Here is a 17,688-nt window from a genome sequence, read left to right on the forward strand (position 1 = left end):
TTTCAAGATAAACTATCCAATTACCTTCTTCTCATCAATCTGCCCTGATTGTTGAATAACAGGAATAAAAAAAGACTCACGTTAAATGAGCCTTTTAAATAAAAATTAAGCGATTCCGATAAATTATGAAAAATCATTCCGGAGAATTTTGAACGGATTCCGGTTAATTATGAAAAATTACATCAATTCACAACCGCTACGTTTCTATCAACGACATCATGAACGAGGAGGACTCCTAGCTGATGGTGTTCGTTTTGATAGAGTGATCCTTGTACAAAACGGATTTCTCCGTTTATATCAAGAACCTCGAGCTTACAATAAGCAGCATTGATTTGAAGAGCCCGGTAAAGACTTGTTTCATGTGTCATGGTCACACCATTGACTTTAACAATGACTTCTCCGACCTTTAATCCCATTTTAGCGGCTGGAGTATTTGGAACGACGGCCAGGATGATCGTACCTTTATCACGCTGGATAAAGAACGAGGGTCTTGTATCGTCACGCTGACTCGTAACGAGCGTAATGAGTTCACGTCCTGCAATAGCTGCAGCGATGGCAATCGCAACAAGGAGTGGCAGATTGTAAAAGTGTCCAGCTGCAGCAATACCCAACACGATCACGCCTAATAACATTACTTGTTTTCCGAGATGCTTGATCGCCTCTGCTGGAAGTGTATGGGTGACAAGCTGACGATAGCCGATTGCGAACGGCACTAGGAAAAATGAAAACCCTACAGCTCCCATCGGAAACAGTGGCCACCAGTCTAGCACTGGGATAGCTCCTACAGGTAACACAATAAACTGTGGCACGATCCAGAAGCGTGTAGCTTCGTGCGCCCCTACATAATGCCCTCTTTTTCCTTTAAAGAGGCGCGGGGATGTACGATCTGCTCCTTTCCATACGATGAGAATTCCTTCTTGTATGAGGAGAACACCTAATATAACAGCTAATGAATCAAGAGGCGTTTGTTGAACGTCATTGATCCATTGATCTAAAAAAGCAATGTCTGTCCCAAACTGCGGCATCACTAAGCCTACAACTGCCGCTAAACTCACGGCATAGGCAGGAGCCATGAACCGTGTTTTCATGGTTAGTCCAAGTATGGCATAAAGGATGCCGATTAAAGCTATCATTCCGATCGGCAGAGTTACACCAGCGATAATAAAAATCACTGAACCGATGAGGCCTATTAGAATACCAGGCAACAACGAGAATATCAGATTATCAATGACTGGATGAACCTTCACTTTAAATTCTTTACGTTCACGTTTTACACGCTTGAGCCCGATCAAAAAGGCGACAAGTATGAATCCATAAAAAAGCGGGTGTAAAAAAAGCCGCCCGAAGCCTTGCAGCAATTCGTTCACAAAGGTGTCTGTCATGGGCGTTCTCTCCTTTTTTTCTCTGTAATTCTATCCACTTTTTCTTCTATTCTCTTAAGTCTTCGGTCACTTGCCACTGCTCGTTTGATGAGCATTCCAATCCCGCTGATCAGAAGGACTACCATCAAAAGAGCTATCAGTTGAAACAGTACATCTCCAACATTTATTGATCCCATATTTGCTACCCCTTTTTGTGCAAAGAAAATCCGCAGAGAATTCTTCCTCTACGGATAGTATTCGTGTTTTCGTTGTTTTTTCCTGCCATTCTGCCTTATTTTGCAACTAATTCAATGGCCGTTTTGCGCTGGACGTCATTTTTAACATTACGGATGGAATCAATGACTTTCGACTCCATTTTTCCTGCTGTTTTCTGATCAACTTTTCCTGTCGCTTTTAAATTGTTTGCACGCTGGAAAGCTGTTACAGCGGATTGGGTTTTTTCATCAAAATAGCCGTCTTCACGTCCTGTTTGAAAGCCTAATCCGTTTAACATGACTTGAGCATTTTTTACTTGCTCATTGTTCATATCAAACTCGAGCGGTTTTTCAATTGAGATTGGATTTGTGTAGAAGTATTCAGGCTGTTTCACTTCATACGTAGGCTTTACGCCTTTTTTATGAATCCAATTTCCGTCTGGTGTGAGCCACTTAAACAGGGTCAGCTTAATGTTTGATCCATCTCCAAGATCGATGGATTGCTGAACTGTTCCTTTTCCGAATGATTTCTCACCAACGAGATCATAACTTCCTGCTTCTTGTAAGGCAGCAGCCAAAATTTCAGAAGCGGATGCACTTCCTTTATCGATCAATCCTACGATCGGATAATTCTTCTTTTCTTTTAGTGTAGACACGTAACGCTCTTTGTTTCCTTTACGGTCTTCGATTTGAACAAATGGTTTTTTCTCTGGAATGATCTGACGCAGGATACTATCCACGGCTTCTAGGTAACCGCCAGGATTTCCACGAACATCAATCACGAGTCCATCAATTTTGTCTTTTTCAAGTTCTGTTAATTGCTTTTTAAAATCAGAGCCTGTTTTTTCAGAGAATGAGGTAATTTCAATCACGCCAATTTTTTTGCCGTTCACTTTTTCAACTTCTGAATAAACGGTCTCGATCGGAATCTCATCACGTGTGACTTTGATCGGCATCACATCGTTTACGCCGCTTCTTTTCACACCTAATGTAACGACGGATCCTTTTTCACCACGGATCTTTAGTACGGCTTTGTACAGGTCTAAGCCTTCTACACTCTTACCATCAATCGTTACGATTTGATCATTTGGCTTGATTCCCGCTTTTTCGGCAGGTGAATCTTTGAACGGAGCTACGATGGTTACTTTTCCGTCTACCATGCTGACTTCTGCCCCTATTCCTTCAAACGAAGAATCGAGCGACTGTGTGAACTGGCTCGCCGTTTCTTCATCCATGTAAACGGAATACGGATCTTTTAAGGTTTTGACCATGCCTTGAATGGCACCTTCAAGCAGTTTTTTCCGGTCCACGTCTTCCACGTAGCGAGAAGAAATGATTTCATACGTCTTTTGAAGCTTTGAGAATTCTTCGTTGCTGTCTAGCTTCGTTTTTGTCTTCGGCAGATCGCTTACTTCACCATTTTGAACAAAATTCGAATCATTCCCAAACAGCGCCATAGAACCATATGTTCCACCAGCACCAACGAGCATGGAAAGGATAATCAGCAGGGCCAACATCTTTTTATTCACGTTCATTCTGCTCACCTCATTTTTGCAGGAAAAGGCATCACACCCTGCAAAGTGCGATGCCTTCCATTGTAAGAGATTCTCTTCGATAGAGCCTGTCTCCTACTTCACTATATGAATAGCCTGTTTAGTTTATGTGTTTATTTTACCAGTAAGCCGCAGGATTTACAGCATTTGTTTTCCCTGCATTCCAAGGTCCTTTGTGAAGCTCAAAGTGCAAGTGCTGACCATGAGAGGCACCGGTGTTACCCATGTTGCCTAAGAATTGGCCTTTTGAGACTGATCCGCCTTGTACGGCACGGCTGCTCAAATGAGCGTAAACCGTAGTCCATTGCTGTCCGCCGATAGAATGCGAAATATAAATGACATTTCCGTATGAAGGAGAATATTCGGATTTGATCACTGTTCCATCTGCTGCTGCATAGATCGGAACGGTTCCGCCTTTCGCGATGTCCACTCCCTGATGCATGCCGCCTTCTCTCATACCATATCCAGAAGAGACATATCCTGCTGCAGGCTTGATGATCATTCCATTTCCTGAAACAGGTCCCATGGATGGAGCTGATCCGCGAGAAGCTGCTGCTTCACGGGCTGCTTTTTCACGAGCTGCTGCACGTGCTTGCTCTGCACGGAACGCTTCTTCTTGTGCTTTAAGAATCGCACCTTCATTTTCAATCTTGTGCATTTCTTCATGAATATGTTCTTCTTCTTCTTCAAGTGATTCCATTAAACGGTCTTTTTCAGCCATTTGCGCTTTCAGGTTTTGCTGAAGCTTCTGCAGATCTTGCATGGCTTTTTGTAGACTGCTCAATTTATTCTCAACAGCTGCCATCTTTTCTTCAAGCAGCTCTTTGTCTTTCTTTTGTTCCTCTAAAAGCTGACGATCTTGTTCTGCAATCATGTTCAACGCTAGAACACGGTCTAGAAAATCACCAAAGTCCTTTGAGCCAAGAACAACTTCGAGGTAGGAAACCGCTCCTCCTGATTCGTACATGGAGTTAACGCGCTCTTTTAAAAGCTGGTCGCGCTTTGCAATTCGTTTCTCAACTTCAATGATTTCTTCTTTTAATACGGTAATCTCTTTCTTTGTTTCTCCGATGTCTGCTTGTTTTTTAGTAATCTTTGTATCTGTTTCAGATGTTAGTGTATCGATTCTTGTAATTTCTTTTTCAAGTGCTGCCTGACTGCTTTTGTTTTCTTGTAGCTTAGACTTTGACTGCTCTGCTTTTTTAGCGTTCTCTTGTTGTTTTTTCTTTATGCTTGATAAAGATTCCGCGCGAACGACGGATTCAGAGTTATACACAGAAAAAGCGCTCAGTGCTAAACTTAAAGATAACACTGTACCAAACACTTTGCGTTTCATTCGTTTTCCTCCCTAACCCCTATTAATTTTTTCGTTTTTCATGAATCTTTACTTCTGCTTAGCTTTATATCTTCAAGAACTTACGGACAGACGTTAAGCTTCCCCATACCCCGATCACTCCGCCAATCAACAGCATCAATAACGCGAGCTGAGGAATAAGCGGTGTCACCGGCAATAACTCAATAAATACAGTCCCTAGTTTCTGATTCACAATATCAAATACGGCCTGATATCCTACTGCGATTACTATTATAGGAAGGAATGCGCCAAACACTCCTAATGCAAATCCTTCTATAAAGAACGGCCAGCGGATGAACCCGTTTGTTGCACCAACAAGCTTCATAATCTCAATCTCGCGTCGGCGCGTGACAATCGTAAGTTTTATCGTATTAGAGATAAGGAACATCGCAGTGAATACAAGTCCTAAAACGAGGAAAATCCCAACGTTACGGGCAGCGTCTGTGACTTTGAATAACTTTTCAACGGTTCCTTTTCCATACTCCACTTTGTTCACAAACTTGAACTTCTCAACTTCTTTGGCAACCACAGCAGTATCCTGCGGCTTGTCTGTATATATAATAAAAGCATCTCGAAGCGGGTTCTCCTCTTTTAATGAAGAAAAGACTTCCCCTTCATCTCCAAGACTCTCAATTAGCTCATCTAAACCTTCTTCTTTTGACTGATACTTCACACTTTTTACTTTATCGAGTTTCTCAAGATCTTTTTGATAAACATCATAGCTTTCAGGTTTTTCGGTTCGTTCAATATAAGCTCTAATCTGTACATCATCTTCTATTTGACTGGCAATAAAGTTGATGTTCAACAAGATAGCCAGGAATACACTTACTAGAAGCAGTGTGACCGTTACAGCACTGATAGATGCGAAAGACATCCAGCCGTTTCGTCCCATACTTTTAAAGGCTTCAACAAAATGACGCTTAAATGTTCTAATCTTCATAGCCGTAATCCCCCTTCGCCTCATCACGTACAATTCGGCCGCCTTCAATGGCAATTACGCGCTTTGTAATTGTATTAACGATTTCTTTATTGTGAGTCGCCATGACAACGGTTGTGCCACGTGCGTTAATCTCTTTAAAAATGTCCATGATCTCCCAAGCGGTTTCGGGATCCAGGTTTCCTGTAGGCTCGTCTGCAATCACAACAGGCGGCCGGTTAACGATGGAACGCGCGATCGATACACGCTGCTGTTCTCCGCCGGAAAGCTCATCTGGAAACATGCGGGCTTTGTTTTTCAGTTTTACAAGATCGAGAACTTCCATAACACGTTCCCGGATGACTTTTGGTGATTCTTCTATCACTTCAAGTGCAAAAGCTACATTTTCGTAAACCGTTAAACGTGGTAATAGTTTAAAGTCCTGAAAAATGACGCCCATCTTTCTGCGTACCTTAGGAATCTGGCGTTCTTTCACTTTTGCGAGGTTTGTTCCATTTATAATAATAGATCCTTTTGTTGGCTTTTCTTCGCGATACATACATTTTATAAATGTAGATTTCCCTGCCCCACTAGGTCCGACTACATAAACAAATTCACCTTTTTCTATGTAGACGTCAATACCGTTCAGTGCCATTACACCATTCGGATAGGTTTTCCACACATCAATCATTTCTATCAATTTATGCTCACTTCCTTACTGCTCCAAAAAATATTTCCCATATCAATCAACAGTCTTATTTTTCTATTTATATAAGTCTTTCGACAAACACGCGATTTCTGTCAGTTTTTTTCCGCAATAATTATTATAACATCTTGAACTGACAATTTTATTACAGTTGTGTTTCATCTTGTCTCTAACAAGGGACCTTAGTCGCGTTTTCTCCCTATGGTATTTGATAAATTACGACACCATTCGCTGATTTCCTTTATTTTTAGAAAAATCTTGCACGTAAAGTTTTCGACATTGCGCTCTTAAAGGCGACCATTGAAAATCAATTTCAGCCCTTTTGTACCGGTATTACGCTTTGTTTTATCGGTATATGTTACAGAATGTGTAGTAAAAAGGACGCGGTTGTGACATATATCCTACATAAACACAAAAAAACCAACCCTTTTTGACAAGGGCTGGCATTTTTCTTATTTGATCTTATCCTCGTTTAAACCCTTCTCCAAGTACTTCATTCGCATTTACAACGATAACGAATGCAGAAGGATCCACGCTTTTTACATATTGTTTCAGTTTCGTCACTTCATATTGCGCCACGACAACCATCAGCATTGGACGCTCATCCTGTGTATAGCCGCCAAGTGCATTGATCTTCGTTACGCCTCGGTAAATGTGCGTAAGGATTCCTTGACGCAGCTCTTCTTCTCGATCAGAAATAATGAGCGCCATTTTGGAAGTGCCAAGACCGATCTGCACAACATCGATCGTTTTTGCCGTAATGAACATGGCAATCAGTGCGTATAGCGCTTGTTCGATGCCAAAGATCAGTGCTGAACTTAGAACAATCGTCCCGTCGATAAGGAGTATGATCGTTCCGAGTGACATCCCGATGTATTTATGGATGATCTGGGCGAGTAAGTCTACTCCGCCTGTAGAAGCTTTTCCTCGGAACACGATACCGAGTCCCGCTCCGATTCCAAGTCCTCCGAATATCGCGCCGAGTAGTGGATCTTCTGTTGCCGCTCCCCATTCTTCAAAAATAAAGACGAAGAGTGGCAGGACCAGTGTGCCGACAAGCGTTTTCGCGCCAAACCGCTTTCCGAGGAAAAAGAGACCTGCAACGAAGAGTGGAATGTTAAGACTCCACTGCACATAGGATGGCTTCCATTGGAATAGTCCGTAAAGGATGGTCGAAATACCGCTCACGCCGCCGGATGCGATTTCGTTAGGAAGCAAGAATACCGAGAAGGCCAAGGCTACAAGCCCAGAGCCGATCACGACATATACATATTCTAAAATAAGTTCTATTGTTGGGTGAAGAAACCCGCGTCTTTTTCGTATGGCCATCATCATGGTGTCCGTTAACCCTCTAACTTTCATAAGGAATTCTTTCAAACGAAAAAAGTATACCAATCTAGCATGCCCTTGTAAACGCAATCTTAGTGCCGCGGTGATGGGGTGAAGGAGTTGGGGGGATATAGTGAGGTGCGATTATGTGGTTACACCGTGCGAGATGTCGAAAATCGGATAAAAGTAAAATAACGTGGAATTCCTGAAAATAACGTGGTATTAGTGCGGTTTAACGTGGGTTTATTACAAATAACGTGGATATAGAGAATTCCACCAATGAAAATGCAGTAAATCGTTTTTTGTCTGAAGCACTTACCTTCGACACAATAGGGGTTAGACAGCCACCATCTATAAAGGAGGGAATTTTATGATAAAAAACGACCGAAAACCGCCCATAATTATTGAGAGTTTGTCTGTGCTTTTAAAAAGAATTCCTACGAACCCGAGAAGAAAAGAAATAGAAGATCATCTAGCCAAACATAAAGCAGGGTTTAGAGGAGAACAATCTCTTGACTACTTTTACCGTTATTTACCTCAGGACGAAATCATACTTCTTCATAACATGAGAATCCTTCACGATGAATATTATTTTCAGATCGACACGCTAATCTTAACTCCCCATTTCTTTATTGTTCTGGAAATCAAAAACATATCTGGACATATTTATTTTGATCACTTATTTTCTCAAATGATTAGAACGTCTGAGGGAAATAAAGAGTCCTTTGATGATCCCATTCAGCAAGTACATAGACAAGCTTATCACCTATCTGAAACTCTTAAGCTTCATAAAATTCCGTTCATACCTATAGAAAGTCTTGTCGTCATCACGAATCCAAAGTCTCTCGTAGAAAGTGCAACTTCCCATAAGGATGCTATAGCCAAAGTTATTAAAAGTGCCGATTTAAAAACAAAATTTGAGCTATTTAAAGAAAAACATAAGGAGCAAATATTAACTAAAAAGGATTTAAGAAAAGTGAACAAAATATTAGTAAAGCTGCACACACCTTACCATCCAAATGTATGCAACCTTTATCAGATTAAGCAAACGGAATTACTTAAAGGTGTGTTTTGTCCAGAATGTGAGAACTCCTTTCTGTTGAGGAGAAAAAGAAGTTGGTTGTGCACCGATTGCAACCATACATACCCTAAAGCTCATGTTTCTGCTTTAAAGGATTACGCTCTTTTAGTATCTACTGAAATTACAAACCGTGAATGCAAAGAATTTCTAAATCTCTCTTCGAGCAGTGAAGCTTATCACTTACTGAGTGGATTACAACTCCCCTACTCAGGTTATAGAAAATCCCGTAAATACCACTTACATCAATTAATAGAAATATAAAAACGGAGTGGCAACTGCCAACTCCGCACATTATCTGGATTTATTTAAGAAGGTCGGCGCATCTTCACGACTTTCTCTTCTTGAAGGGTATGGCTCTCGTTCGCCAGCTTCTTGCGGTACACCCACCGTGAAAGCATGATGCTGATCTCATAGAGGACGAGCAGCGGTATGACGACGAGAAAATCTGAAACGAGGTCTGGTGGTGTGATCAACACAGCCACAACGACAAGTGTAAAATAGGAAACCTTTCTTGCTTTCGTCAGCACATATGGGTTTAAGATCCCAAGAGAGGTCAGGAACATGACGACGAGAGGAATCTCGAACAAAAAGCCGAATGGCAATGTCAGGTTCAGCATAAACTTGAAATATTTTTCCGATGTGAAAAAGGTTTGAAAGTGGCCCTCTGATAGACCGAGCAGGAAGTTCAACACCATCGGGTACACGACGAAATAGCCGAAAGACAATCCTGTTATAAACAACAAAAACAGAGCCGGAATGTAAGACAACGTTATCTTTTGCTCTTTTTTGTTCAACGCGGGTTTAATGAAAAGCCACGTTTGGTAGGCTGCTATCGGAATGGTTAAGGCGATCGCGATGACACCCGATATCATAAAATACACCCATAGAATTTCACTTGGGCCAAGCACAGCCAACTGTTGATCGAGATCGCGGATGAGCCAGCTGTAGATCGGCTGTACGTAAAAGAACGATACCGCAAGAACCGTCATAAATACAACGAGTGTAATGATGATGCGTTTTCGAAGCTCGCCTAGATGATCAACAAAAAACATTTCTTCTGTCTTCATCACATAACCTCCTTTCGTTTTTCTTCTATTAAAAGAAAAGACGCAAGCTTTTATAGGTGCGCCCGCATCTTTTCTTCTGCATACTCTTTATTTTGACTGCGGTTTTTCGTCTTTTTCATCATCCGATGACATTAAATCTTTTGCAGAATGCTTGAATTCACGAAGAGTACTTCCGAACGCTCGTCCGATTTCCGGCAGCTTCGACGGTCCGAAGATGATGAGCGCAATCACCAATATTAAAATTAACCCTGGGATACCAATGTTTGTAAAGCCCATTCATAAAACCTCCTTGTATTCTCGTTTATCACTCAAGTTCTTAATCGTTATGGTGGTCATCATCGTTATCAAATTTAAAGCCTGTGATCGCAACGACGGAAGGACGCGGCATATTGCCTCCGCGAACCTGCGGCCATGTGCTCGTTGGATTCGCTTTGTCTTCTGTTTCTTCTCCTGGATGCTGAACGCTCAAGAACAGCGTTTTTTCGTTTGGTGTAAAAGATGGACCAGTTAATTCTGCTTCATTTGGTGCAGAAGCGAACTGGAACGCTTCACCCTTATCGTCACCGACAGTTGGAATCATGAACATCCCGTTGTTTTTAAAGCTAGTCCATGCGCCAGAATTCAGTTTGCTTGAAGAAATATCTGTAACCGTCCAAAGGTTCGCATTGGAGTCGAACGTCAGATTATCTGGTGCACTGAATCCGCTTTGGCGTCCGCCTGCTGCGAAAATTTCAAAGTCGAATTCCTCTGCGCCATGGTCTCCATCTTTTTCAAAAAAGCGTGTGATGTGACCGTGGATGTTTCCGTGCTTGTCGTTGTTTGTGTGCGCGATAAACACTGTTTGATCTAAAGGTGAGATCTCAACGTCTTCTGGACGGTCTGTTGGTGTAGCACCTAGCAAGATCGCTGCATCGTGTGCGTTTACGACAACGTCAGCTTGTGTTTTGAACTTTTCTAAAAGCGCAGCATTGCCTTTCGCTTTTTCACGAACGGCTTCGATTGTTAATGCAACCCACTTCCCTTTTGCCATGTCAGCCGCATATAACGTACCTTCTTCTAAAAGCTTGCTGTTCGCTTTGCCTTTTGCTTCTACGTACTTCCCTTTACTTACAAACTTGTAAACACAAGCATCCTTCTTATCGTCTCCCATATAGACGACTGCGCGGCCATCCTTGGAGATGCCCATGCTTGCATTTTCGTGGTTAAAACGCCCAAGAGCGGTATGCTTTCTTACTTTGAAGTTCGGATCAAACGGATCGACTTCTATCACCCATCCATAATGCGTCGGATCTAATCCCGCATTTTTAGAGGTGTCTTCATAGTTTTCCTCACATGATAAAACAGTGTTCCAAAGCGTTCGTCCACCCGAACAGTTGGCAAATGTTCCTTGAACCGTCGTGGCACCAGAAACCGCTCCGTTTCCTTTAGCCGGTCCTGTTAACGCAAAAGGTGTGAGCCCCGTTACACGACGAGCATATTTTGAATCCTTGTTAAGTGTCCACTTGCCGTTTTTCTTTTGAACTTCAATAATGGAGCCGCCTTGGTTGTAGAGCATTTTTTCGATCTGAGCCGCTGTGTATTTGTCCCCGACTTTTTCGCCTTCTACATATAAGGCGTTCGTGTATTCGTGGTTGACCCACAGCAAGCCATGATTGCTAGAGTTCTCTATCGGAAAATACATCGTGAAATCGTTATTGAATCCGAATGTGTCGCCTTTTCTGTTGATTACATCGCCATAAGATGCAATCACTTCATATTTATAGCCTCTTGGTAAAACGAGGTCATCCTTATCTGTTGGTGCAATCGGGTTAAACTTGAACCCTTTTTTACGTGGTTTCATACGCATCAAGCTGTCTGATTGTGCGTTTGCTTTCTCAGATAAAACACCTAATCCAGTTGTCGCTGCAGCAAGTGCGGTTGCACCAGTTCCTAAATACGTTAAAAAGGTTCTTCTATTTAATGGTTTCTTTTCCATTTCGTTATTCCCCCTATAGCAAAAAATTTCTTAAGCACCCTTTATACTAATGAGAATTTATTAAGCCACGATGTCACGAATTTAAACAAATGTTTAAAGTTTTGTTTGGTTTTTGTATGAAATAGAGAAGGGCGGACGTAAAAACAAAGGCATTAACGAGGGAATTTATAATTTTTTTATCTCTTAAAAAAGACCTCCCGTTATTTGAGAGGTCTTTTTCAACTACGCTATATTAATTAAAATGTTGAATGGCTCTTTCCAGTTCTAATGAAGTCTTTCGTAAGTTTTCCATCGTTTGCTCTAAGGTTTCAACGGATTTCACTTGTTCGTCACTTGAAGATGCGACCTCTTTTGTTGACACAACGGCTTGATCCATCAAACTTTGTATGACCTCTGTAGAGGCGAATAGTTCTTCTGAGCTTGCTGATAATTGTTCTGTCACGGCAGACACTTCTTGTATTTCATTATTTACGTGTTGAGCAGAAGAGAAAACTTGTGACAAAGATTTTCCAATTCCTTCTACAGATTCTGTCCCCACTTTCACTAAAGTGGCACTTTTTTCAATCTCTGTTAAAGCTTTTACTGTAACATCTTTAAAACTTAAAATATGTGAAGAGACTTTTTCAGCAGATGCTCGGGACACTTCGGCTAATTTTTTGACTTCATTCGCTACAACTGCAAAGCCTTTGCCTGATTCACCTGCTCGTGCTGCTTCAATAGAGGCATTTAAAGCTAGTAAATTAGTTTGCTCGGTAATATCGGAAATTACATGAATCGTTTCTTCAATCGCTTAATACCCATCTGTTAATTGATGGATCAGTTGTTCGGTTGATAACACTGATTGCTCTACTTCCTCAATTTGACGAATTACCTCATCCGCTCGTTTAGTACTTGCTGATACAAGGTCGGTCATATCATTTGATGATTCAGCGACTGTTGTTGAAGAATCAGCAATTCGTTGAATGCCGATCGTCATTTCTTCCATCGCTTGAATCGTTTCATCACTCGTTATTTTTTGGTTTTCACTGCCTTTTGCAATGGCATATATATTAGATGTTATTTCTGTGTTTGAGCCCTTAACCGTATCAATGATTTCATCCAACCGTTTTGCTTCTGCTAGCAAGGTAACGGTAGCATCTTGAGTTTGCATTAAGATACCATTAAGTTGTTCGGTAGCCACTAAAAAATGATGAGTAAATACATGGATTTCATCATTCCCCGAAGATTTTATTGAACGTGCAGTTTCGGCAGCTTGTGATAATTTCCCTTCAGCTAATTCTTGAACGGACTGAGTTAGCGTTGAAATAGGATTCAATCTTTTTCTGATGTACCAATAAATAATACCAAGAATGACACTCATTACTACGATTAAGATTCCTGCTATGACAGGAAATGAGGTTTTAATTATATTGTTTTCAATGGCATGAACACTCGTTGCTGCAATATCAACACCTAAAATCCCGACAACTACTCCTTTATCGTTCGTAATAGGTGCAAAAGCAGAAAGATATTGACCATAATCAGGGTCATCAACGAGTGAAGTGCTGCTCGTTTTTCCTTTAAGTACCTCTGAAATATCTGAGTAAGTAGTAGTAGCAGTAGCAGTACCAATAGGTGCAGCTAATTCATCTCCTTCTGGCATGCCATCCACTAGAATCTTTAATTTCTTATCCGTCCCATCGATTGTGTAAACATACATAGCACCTGTTTTTTCTCGCAGATCGTTCATTTGATCACGCAAAGACCAATAGGTAGGAGATTCAGTCTGATCATTTAAGAACTTCTCATATTCCGACACATTAATTTGAGATGCAAAAGTTCGAGCGGTCTGTACACCTTGAGATCGGATCGTCTGTTCAATGGTTGATTTCGTTGAAAAATATAGAAACGTTAAAAATAAAATCACAAGAATAATAATAGCAATTCCTAAAAAGAAGATAATTTTGGAGCTAAGCTTGCGATGTTTCACTTTTTTCCTCCTGTCGATTAGTACTACCGTTCATATATCGACAGAAATACCCTTTGTTTTATACTAAAACTATGGTACACAAAAGTTTTTCTAAAATGTCTAACTTGGGAAAATAGCTTCACATGTTTAATACTTAGAGGGAGCAACCTCCTCTAATTTTCCCAATATCCCCTCTCTTGTTTATAGGTATAATTAACCAGAGGGCACTTTAATAGAGGTGAAAGCATGGATATTGAAGTGGGGAGTCGTGTCGTTTACAAGGGTGAGGAATACGAGGTATTGTGGATATACGAAAATGGAAATGTGGAAATTTCGAAAAAAGGACATCATCGAAAGATCGAGCTCGTTCAAAAGTCCGATCTCACAAAACTAACGTAAAAAAACTTCCGGCAGCCAATCACCGGAAGTTTTCTTATTTAGAGCTTTGAACGCAGATAGGCATCAATAAACGGTGTGATCTCACCGTCCATAACAGATTGAACGTTACCGACTTCCGTATTTGTACGGTGATCTTTTACAAGACTATACGGATGGAAAACGTAAGAACGAATCTGACTTCCCCAGCCGATTTCTTTTTGCTCTCCGCGAATTTCTGCCAGCTGTGCCTGCTGTTCTTCTAAACGGCGCTGCACAAGTTTCGCCATCATCATCTTCATCGCACGGTCGCGGTTCTTGATTTGTGAACGTTCGGTCTGACAAGAAACCACCGTGTTGGTTGGAATATGTGTCATACGAACCGCGGAATCTGTCGTGTTAACGTGCTGACCACCAGCACCTGATGCACGGTACGTATCAACCTTAAGATCTTCTGTGCGGATTTCTATTTCTGTATCATCCGTAATCTCGGGCATAACTTCACACGACACGAATGACGTATGACGACGGCCAGACGAGTCAAACGGTGAAATACGCACAAGACGATGGACCCCTTTTTCCGCCTTCAGGTAGCCATAGGCGTTATGTCCTTTAATGCTCAACGTTACAGACTTCACTCCAGCTTCATCGCCAGGCAGATAATCAAGTGTTTCCACCTTATACCCTTGGCGCTCAGCGTATCTCGTATACATGCGGAGCAGCATAGACGCCCAGTCTTGAGATTCGGTACCACCTGCACCTGGATGAAGTTCGAGAATCGCATTGTTTTTATCATATGGTTCGTTTAATAAAAGCTGAAGCTCGAAGTCGTTCAATTTCGCGATAAGCTCCTTCAAATCCCTTACAAGTTCTTTCTGAAGATCTGCATCGGCCTCTTCCTTCACCAGCTCATGTGCAATCTCTAAATCCTCGTAAGAAGAAGCAAGCTCTTCGAATTCGTTTACTTGCTCTTTTAAGCCGTTCGCTTCATTTATAACGACCTGTGCCGCATTTTGGTCATCCCAAAACGTAGGTGCACTCATCTGTTCATCAAGTTCACCAATGCGCTCCTTTTTTGAATCGAGGTCAAAGAGACCCCCTAAAGTCATTGATTCGTTTCTCGATAATGTTCAGTTCTTGCTTTACTTCTACTAACTCCATAGTCTTTAGCACCTCATTTATAGTTGTAAACATGGTTCATGTATGCGAATAATCGTTTCAAATCGTTAAAAACATGAGCAAAGAGAGCCCCTGAAGAGACTCCCTTCACTTAACGGTTCTGAGTTATTCCTGCTCAGCGCCGTGACATTGCTTATATTTTTTCCCGCTTCCGCAAGGACAAGGATCGTTTCGTTTAATGTCCTGCTTTTTGCGTACAGGTTTCTTTTTTGTAGCTTCTTGTTTGTCGCTCGGCACAACGGCTTTACCTTCAGCCACTTGTTCACGCTGCATGTTTTGTTCGATCTGTGATTTTAAAATGTAAGTCGTCACTTCTTCTTCGATCGCAGCAACCATCGCTTCGAACATCTCAAAGCCTTCAAACTGATACTCGCGCAACGGATCGGTTTGGCCATACGCACGAAGATGGATTCCTTGACGAAGCTGTTCCATCTGGTCGATATGATCCATCCATTTGCTGTCAACAGAGCGAAGGATCACCGCTTTTTCAAACTCTGCGATCTGTTCTGCCGGCATCATTTTTTCTTTTTCAGCAAATGCAGCATGCACTTTTTCTTGAATCTTTTCTAAAATTTCTTCGCGATCTAATCCAAAGAAGTCTTTTTCGGTAAACACAGGCTCCATGAACATGACGGCGTTCACATAATCCGTGATTTCTTTAATGTTCCACTCTTCTTGAACTTCTGCTTCTGGCGTGTGGACCGTTACGATTCGTTCAATCGTAGAATCGATCATCCGAAGCACGATGCTGCTCAAGTTCTCTGCATCTAAAACTTCTTGACGCTGAGCGTAAATGATCTCACGCTGCTGACGCATAACATCGTCGTATTGAAGGAGCTGCTTACGTGCATCAAAGTTCGAGCCTTCCACACGTTTTTGGGCAGATTCAACCGCTTTTGTTACAAGCTTGGATTCGATCGGCGTGTCTTCATCCATCCCAAGACGCTCCATCATGTTCATTAAGTTATCCGAACCGAAACGCTTCATCAATTCATCTTCCATCGAGATATAAAATTGAGAAGAACCTGGATCTCCTTGACGACCTGCACGACCACGAAGCTGATTATCGATACGACGGGACTCGTGGCGCTCTGTACCGAGAATATGAAGTCCGCCCGCTTCACGAACACCTTCGCCAAGCTTGATGTCCGTACCACGTCCGGCCATGTTCGTCGCGATGGTTACCATGCCAAGCTGACCCGCGTTTTCAATGATCTCTGCTTCACGCTCATGGTTTTTCGCATTTAATACGTTATGCTGTATTTTACGTTTCGTTAATAGCTGGGATAACAATTCAGATGTTTCAACGGCAACCGTACCGACTAAGATAGGCTGTCCCGTCTTATGGCGTGCTTCAATTTCAGCCGCAATTGCCTTAAACTTTCCTTGCATCGTTTTATAGATCAAGTCAGATCTATCGTCACGCGCGATCGGGCGATTAGTAGGAATCGCAATAACATCCATATTGTAGATGTTGCGGAATTCCTCTTCTTCCGTTTTCGCCGTACCCGTCATACCTGAGAGCTTATTATACATACGGAAGTAGTTCTGGAACGTGATCGTTGCGAGAGTCATACTCTCACGTTGAATCTCAAGACCTTCCTTCGCTTCGATCGCTTGGTGAAGTCCATCACTATAGCGGCGTCCTGCCATCAGACGGCCCGTGAACGGGTCAACGATGACGATCTCACCGTCTTGCACAACATAATCAAAATCACGCTGCATGATCATGTTTGCTTTTAAGGCCTGATTGATATGGTGATTGAGCGATACATGCTGGTAGTCAAACAAGTTGTCAATGCTGAAAATCTTCTCAGCTTTATTGATTCCTTCTTCTGTCAGCTGAACGTTCTTCGTTTTTTCATCAACTGTAAAATCTTCTTCTTTTTTCAACTGGCGCACGAACATGTTTGCCATCATATAAAGCTGCGTAGATTTCTGTGCAGAGCCCGAAATAATCAATGGTGTACGCGCTTCATCGACTAAAATTGAATCGACTTCATCGACGATCGCATAGTTGAGTCGCTGTACCATCTGCTCTTTATAAACGACCATGTTGTCACGCAAATAATCGAAACCAAATTCATTATTCGTACCATACGTAATATCCGCATCATACGCCTCGCGCTTTTCTTCCTTGGAAAGGTCGGATACGTTCAGGCCTACCGTCAACCCTAGAAAATGATAAAGCGGCCCCATGATCTCAGAGTCACGTCGAGCTAAATATTCGTTTACCGTAACAACGTGAACTCCTTTTCCGTCGAGCGCATTCAAATAGACCGGCATGGTCGCAACGAGCGTTTTACCTTCACCGGTTTTCATTTCAGCAATATTTCCTTCGTGCAGCGCTACCGCTCCCATGATCTGTACAGGGTAGTGGCGCATCTGAAGCACACGTTCAGATGCTTCGCGCACCGTCGCAAACGCTTCTGGTAAAAGGTCGTCAAGTGACTCCCCTTTTTCAATGCGTCCTTTAAATTCCGCTGTCTTCTGAGCTAATTGTTCGTCATTTAACGCTTTAAACTCATCAGCTAATGCTTCAACTTTTTCTGCTATCTTTTCGTATTTATTTAACGTTCGGTCATTGGAACTTGGAAAAATCTTTTTCAAAATGCTAATCATCCGAATA

General features: G+C 41.9%; 16 protein-coding genes. 2 read left to right on the top strand and 14 right to left on the bottom strand.

The genetic code is table 11. From position 1 onward, the window contains the following. Positions 1 to 182: 182 nt before the first annotated feature. The 7 genes from KUV80_RS10120 to KUV80_RS10150 form a co-directional block, all read right to left on the bottom strand. Positions 183 to 1,382, bottom strand: a complete 1,200-nt coding sequence (locus tag KUV80_RS10120; protein WP_222462594.1) for a PDZ domain-containing protein — start codon at positions 1,380 to 1,382, stop codon at positions 183 to 185. Then, a complete protein-coding gene (locus KUV80_RS10125) occupies positions 1,379 to 1,558 on the bottom strand; it encodes a DUF4083 family protein (protein ID WP_222462595.1) in 180 nt (59 codons plus the stop codon). The genes KUV80_RS10120 and KUV80_RS10125 overlap by 4 nt, the downstream gene beginning before the upstream one ends. Before the next feature lie 95 nt (positions 1,559 to 1,653). Next, complete coding sequence (locus KUV80_RS10130) at positions 1,654 to 3,105, bottom strand: S41 family peptidase (protein ID WP_222463134.1); 1,452 nt, start codon at positions 3,103 to 3,105, stop codon at positions 1,654 to 1,656. A 142-nt stretch (positions 3,106 to 3,247) separates the two neighbouring features. Continuing rightward, the gene (locus tag KUV80_RS10135) at positions 3,248 to 4,465 is read right to left on the bottom strand and encodes a murein hydrolase activator EnvC family protein (RefSeq protein ID WP_222462596.1); all 1,218 of its coding nucleotides are present in this window, start codon (positions 4,463 to 4,465) and stop codon (positions 3,248 to 3,250) included. A 64-nt stretch (positions 4,466 to 4,529) separates the two neighbouring features. After that, entirely contained in the window at positions 4,530 to 5,423 is an 894-nt protein-coding gene (gene ftsX, locus KUV80_RS10140; RefSeq protein WP_222462597.1) for a permease-like cell division protein FtsX, read from the bottom strand. Next, on the bottom strand, positions 5,413 to 6,099 hold the full coding sequence (gene ftsE, locus KUV80_RS10145) for a cell division ATP-binding protein FtsE (protein ID WP_222462598.1): 687 nt from the start codon (positions 6,097 to 6,099) through the stop codon (positions 5,413 to 5,415). Before ftsE ends, ftsX begins: the two co-directional genes overlap by 11 nt. Before the next feature lie 468 nt (positions 6,100 to 6,567). Beyond that, positions 6,568 to 7,428 (bottom strand): YitT family protein, encoded by an 861-nt coding sequence (locus KUV80_RS10150; protein ID WP_222463135.1) that lies wholly within the window; start codon positions 7,426 to 7,428, stop codon positions 6,568 to 6,570. A gap of 376 nt (positions 7,429 to 7,804) precedes the next feature. Between KUV80_RS10150 and KUV80_RS10155 the strand changes: the two genes are divergently transcribed. After that, positions 7,805 to 8,776, top strand: a complete 972-nt coding sequence (locus tag KUV80_RS10155; RefSeq protein WP_222462599.1) for a nuclease-related domain-containing protein — start codon at positions 7,805 to 7,807, stop codon at positions 8,774 to 8,776. 44 nt (positions 8,777 to 8,820) lie between these two features. Here KUV80_RS10155 and tatC read toward each other — a convergent pair whose 3' ends face one another. From tatC to KUV80_RS10180, 5 genes are all read right to left on the bottom strand, one after another. Next, positions 8,821 to 9,582 carry a twin-arginine translocase subunit TatC gene (gene tatC, locus KUV80_RS10160; protein ID WP_222462600.1) on the bottom strand — a complete coding sequence of 254 codons (762 nt, stop codon included), beginning with the start codon at positions 9,580 to 9,582 and terminating at the stop codon, positions 8,821 to 8,823. A gap of 87 nt (positions 9,583 to 9,669) precedes the next feature. Then, positions 9,670 to 9,858, bottom strand: coding sequence for a twin-arginine translocase TatA/TatE family subunit (tatA, locus tag KUV80_RS10165; protein ID WP_222462601.1), 189 nt, complete (start codon positions 9,856 to 9,858; stop codon positions 9,670 to 9,672). A 40-nt stretch (positions 9,859 to 9,898) separates the two neighbouring features. After that, positions 9,899 to 11,557 carry a PhoX family protein gene (locus KUV80_RS10170; RefSeq protein WP_222462602.1) on the bottom strand — a complete coding sequence of 553 codons (1,659 nt, stop codon included), beginning with the start codon at positions 11,555 to 11,557 and terminating at the stop codon, positions 9,899 to 9,901. A gap of 232 nt (positions 11,558 to 11,789) precedes the next feature. Further along, positions 11,790 to 12,344 (bottom strand): methyl-accepting chemotaxis protein, encoded by a 555-nt coding sequence (locus KUV80_RS10175; RefSeq protein WP_222463136.1) that lies wholly within the window; start codon positions 12,342 to 12,344, stop codon positions 11,790 to 11,792. Positions 12,345 to 12,347: 3 nt separating this feature from the next. Further along, positions 12,348 to 13,526: a methyl-accepting chemotaxis protein gene (locus KUV80_RS10180; protein ID WP_222462603.1), complete on the bottom strand. Its 1,179-nt coding sequence runs from the start codon at positions 13,524 to 13,526 to the stop codon at positions 12,348 to 12,350. 225 nt (positions 13,527 to 13,751) lie between these two features. Between KUV80_RS10180 and KUV80_RS10185 the strand changes: the two genes are divergently transcribed. Next, positions 13,752 to 13,904, top strand: coding sequence for a hypothetical protein (locus tag KUV80_RS10185; protein ID WP_222462604.1), 153 nt, complete (start codon positions 13,752 to 13,754; stop codon positions 13,902 to 13,904). Positions 13,905 to 13,942: 38 nt separating this feature from the next. On the opposite strand, the gene prfB is transcribed toward KUV80_RS10185, so the two are convergent. Further along, a protein-coding gene (gene prfB, locus KUV80_RS10190) for a peptide chain release factor 2 (protein WP_246625154.1) occupies positions 13,943 to 15,041 on the bottom strand; the annotation gives its coding sequence in 2 pieces (ribosomal slippage) (positions 13,943 to 14,977 and positions 14,979 to 15,041; 1,098 coding nt in all). 123 nt (positions 15,042 to 15,164) lie between these two features. After that, positions 15,165 to 17,681, bottom strand: a complete 2,517-nt coding sequence (secA, locus tag KUV80_RS10195) for a preprotein translocase subunit SecA (protein WP_222462606.1) — start codon at positions 17,679 to 17,681, stop codon at positions 15,165 to 15,167. Between the last annotated feature and the right edge of the window lie 7 nt (positions 17,682 to 17,688).

The organism is Fictibacillus nanhaiensis (assembly GCF_019801215.1).
Lineage (GTDB): Bacteria > Bacillota > Bacilli > Bacillales > Fictibacillaceae > Fictibacillus > Fictibacillus nanhaiensis_C.

What these genes read in the sequence shown, in the direction of transcription:
- KUV80_RS10170 (WP_222462602.1), bottom strand. Translation starts at nt 11,557, where the DNA reads ATGGAAAAGAAACCATTAAATAGAAGAACCTTTTTAACGTATTTAGGA.
- ftsX (WP_222462597.1), bottom strand. Translation starts at nt 5,423, where the DNA reads ATGAAGATTAGAACATTTAAGCGTCATTTTGTTGAAGCCTTTAAAAGT.
- KUV80_RS10120 (WP_222462594.1), bottom strand. Translation starts at nt 1,382, where the DNA reads ATGACAGACACCTTTGTGAACGAATTGCTGCAAGGCTTCGGGCGGCTT.
- tatC (WP_222462600.1), bottom strand. Translation starts at nt 9,582, where the DNA reads ATGAAGACAGAAGAAATGTTTTTTGTTGATCATCTAGGCGAGCTTCGA.
- secA (WP_222462606.1), bottom strand. Translation starts at nt 17,681, where the DNA reads ATGATTAGCATTTTGAAAAAGATTTTTCCAAGTTCCAATGACCGAACG.
- KUV80_RS10125 (WP_222462595.1), bottom strand. Translation starts at nt 1,558, where the DNA reads ATGGGATCAATAAATGTTGGAGATGTACTGTTTCAACTGATAGCTCTT.
- tatA (WP_222462601.1), bottom strand. Translation starts at nt 9,858, where the DNA reads ATGGGCTTTACAAACATTGGTATCCCAGGGTTAATTTTAATATTGGTG.
- KUV80_RS10185 (WP_222462604.1), top strand. Translation starts at nt 13,752, where the DNA reads ATGGATATTGAAGTGGGGAGTCGTGTCGTTTACAAGGGTGAGGAATAC.
- KUV80_RS10135 (WP_222462596.1), bottom strand. Translation starts at nt 4,465, where the DNA reads ATGAAACGCAAAGTGTTTGGTACAGTGTTATCTTTAAGTTTAGCACTG.
- KUV80_RS10155 (WP_222462599.1), top strand. Translation starts at nt 7,805, where the DNA reads ATGATAAAAAACGACCGAAAACCGCCCATAATTATTGAGAGTTTGTCT.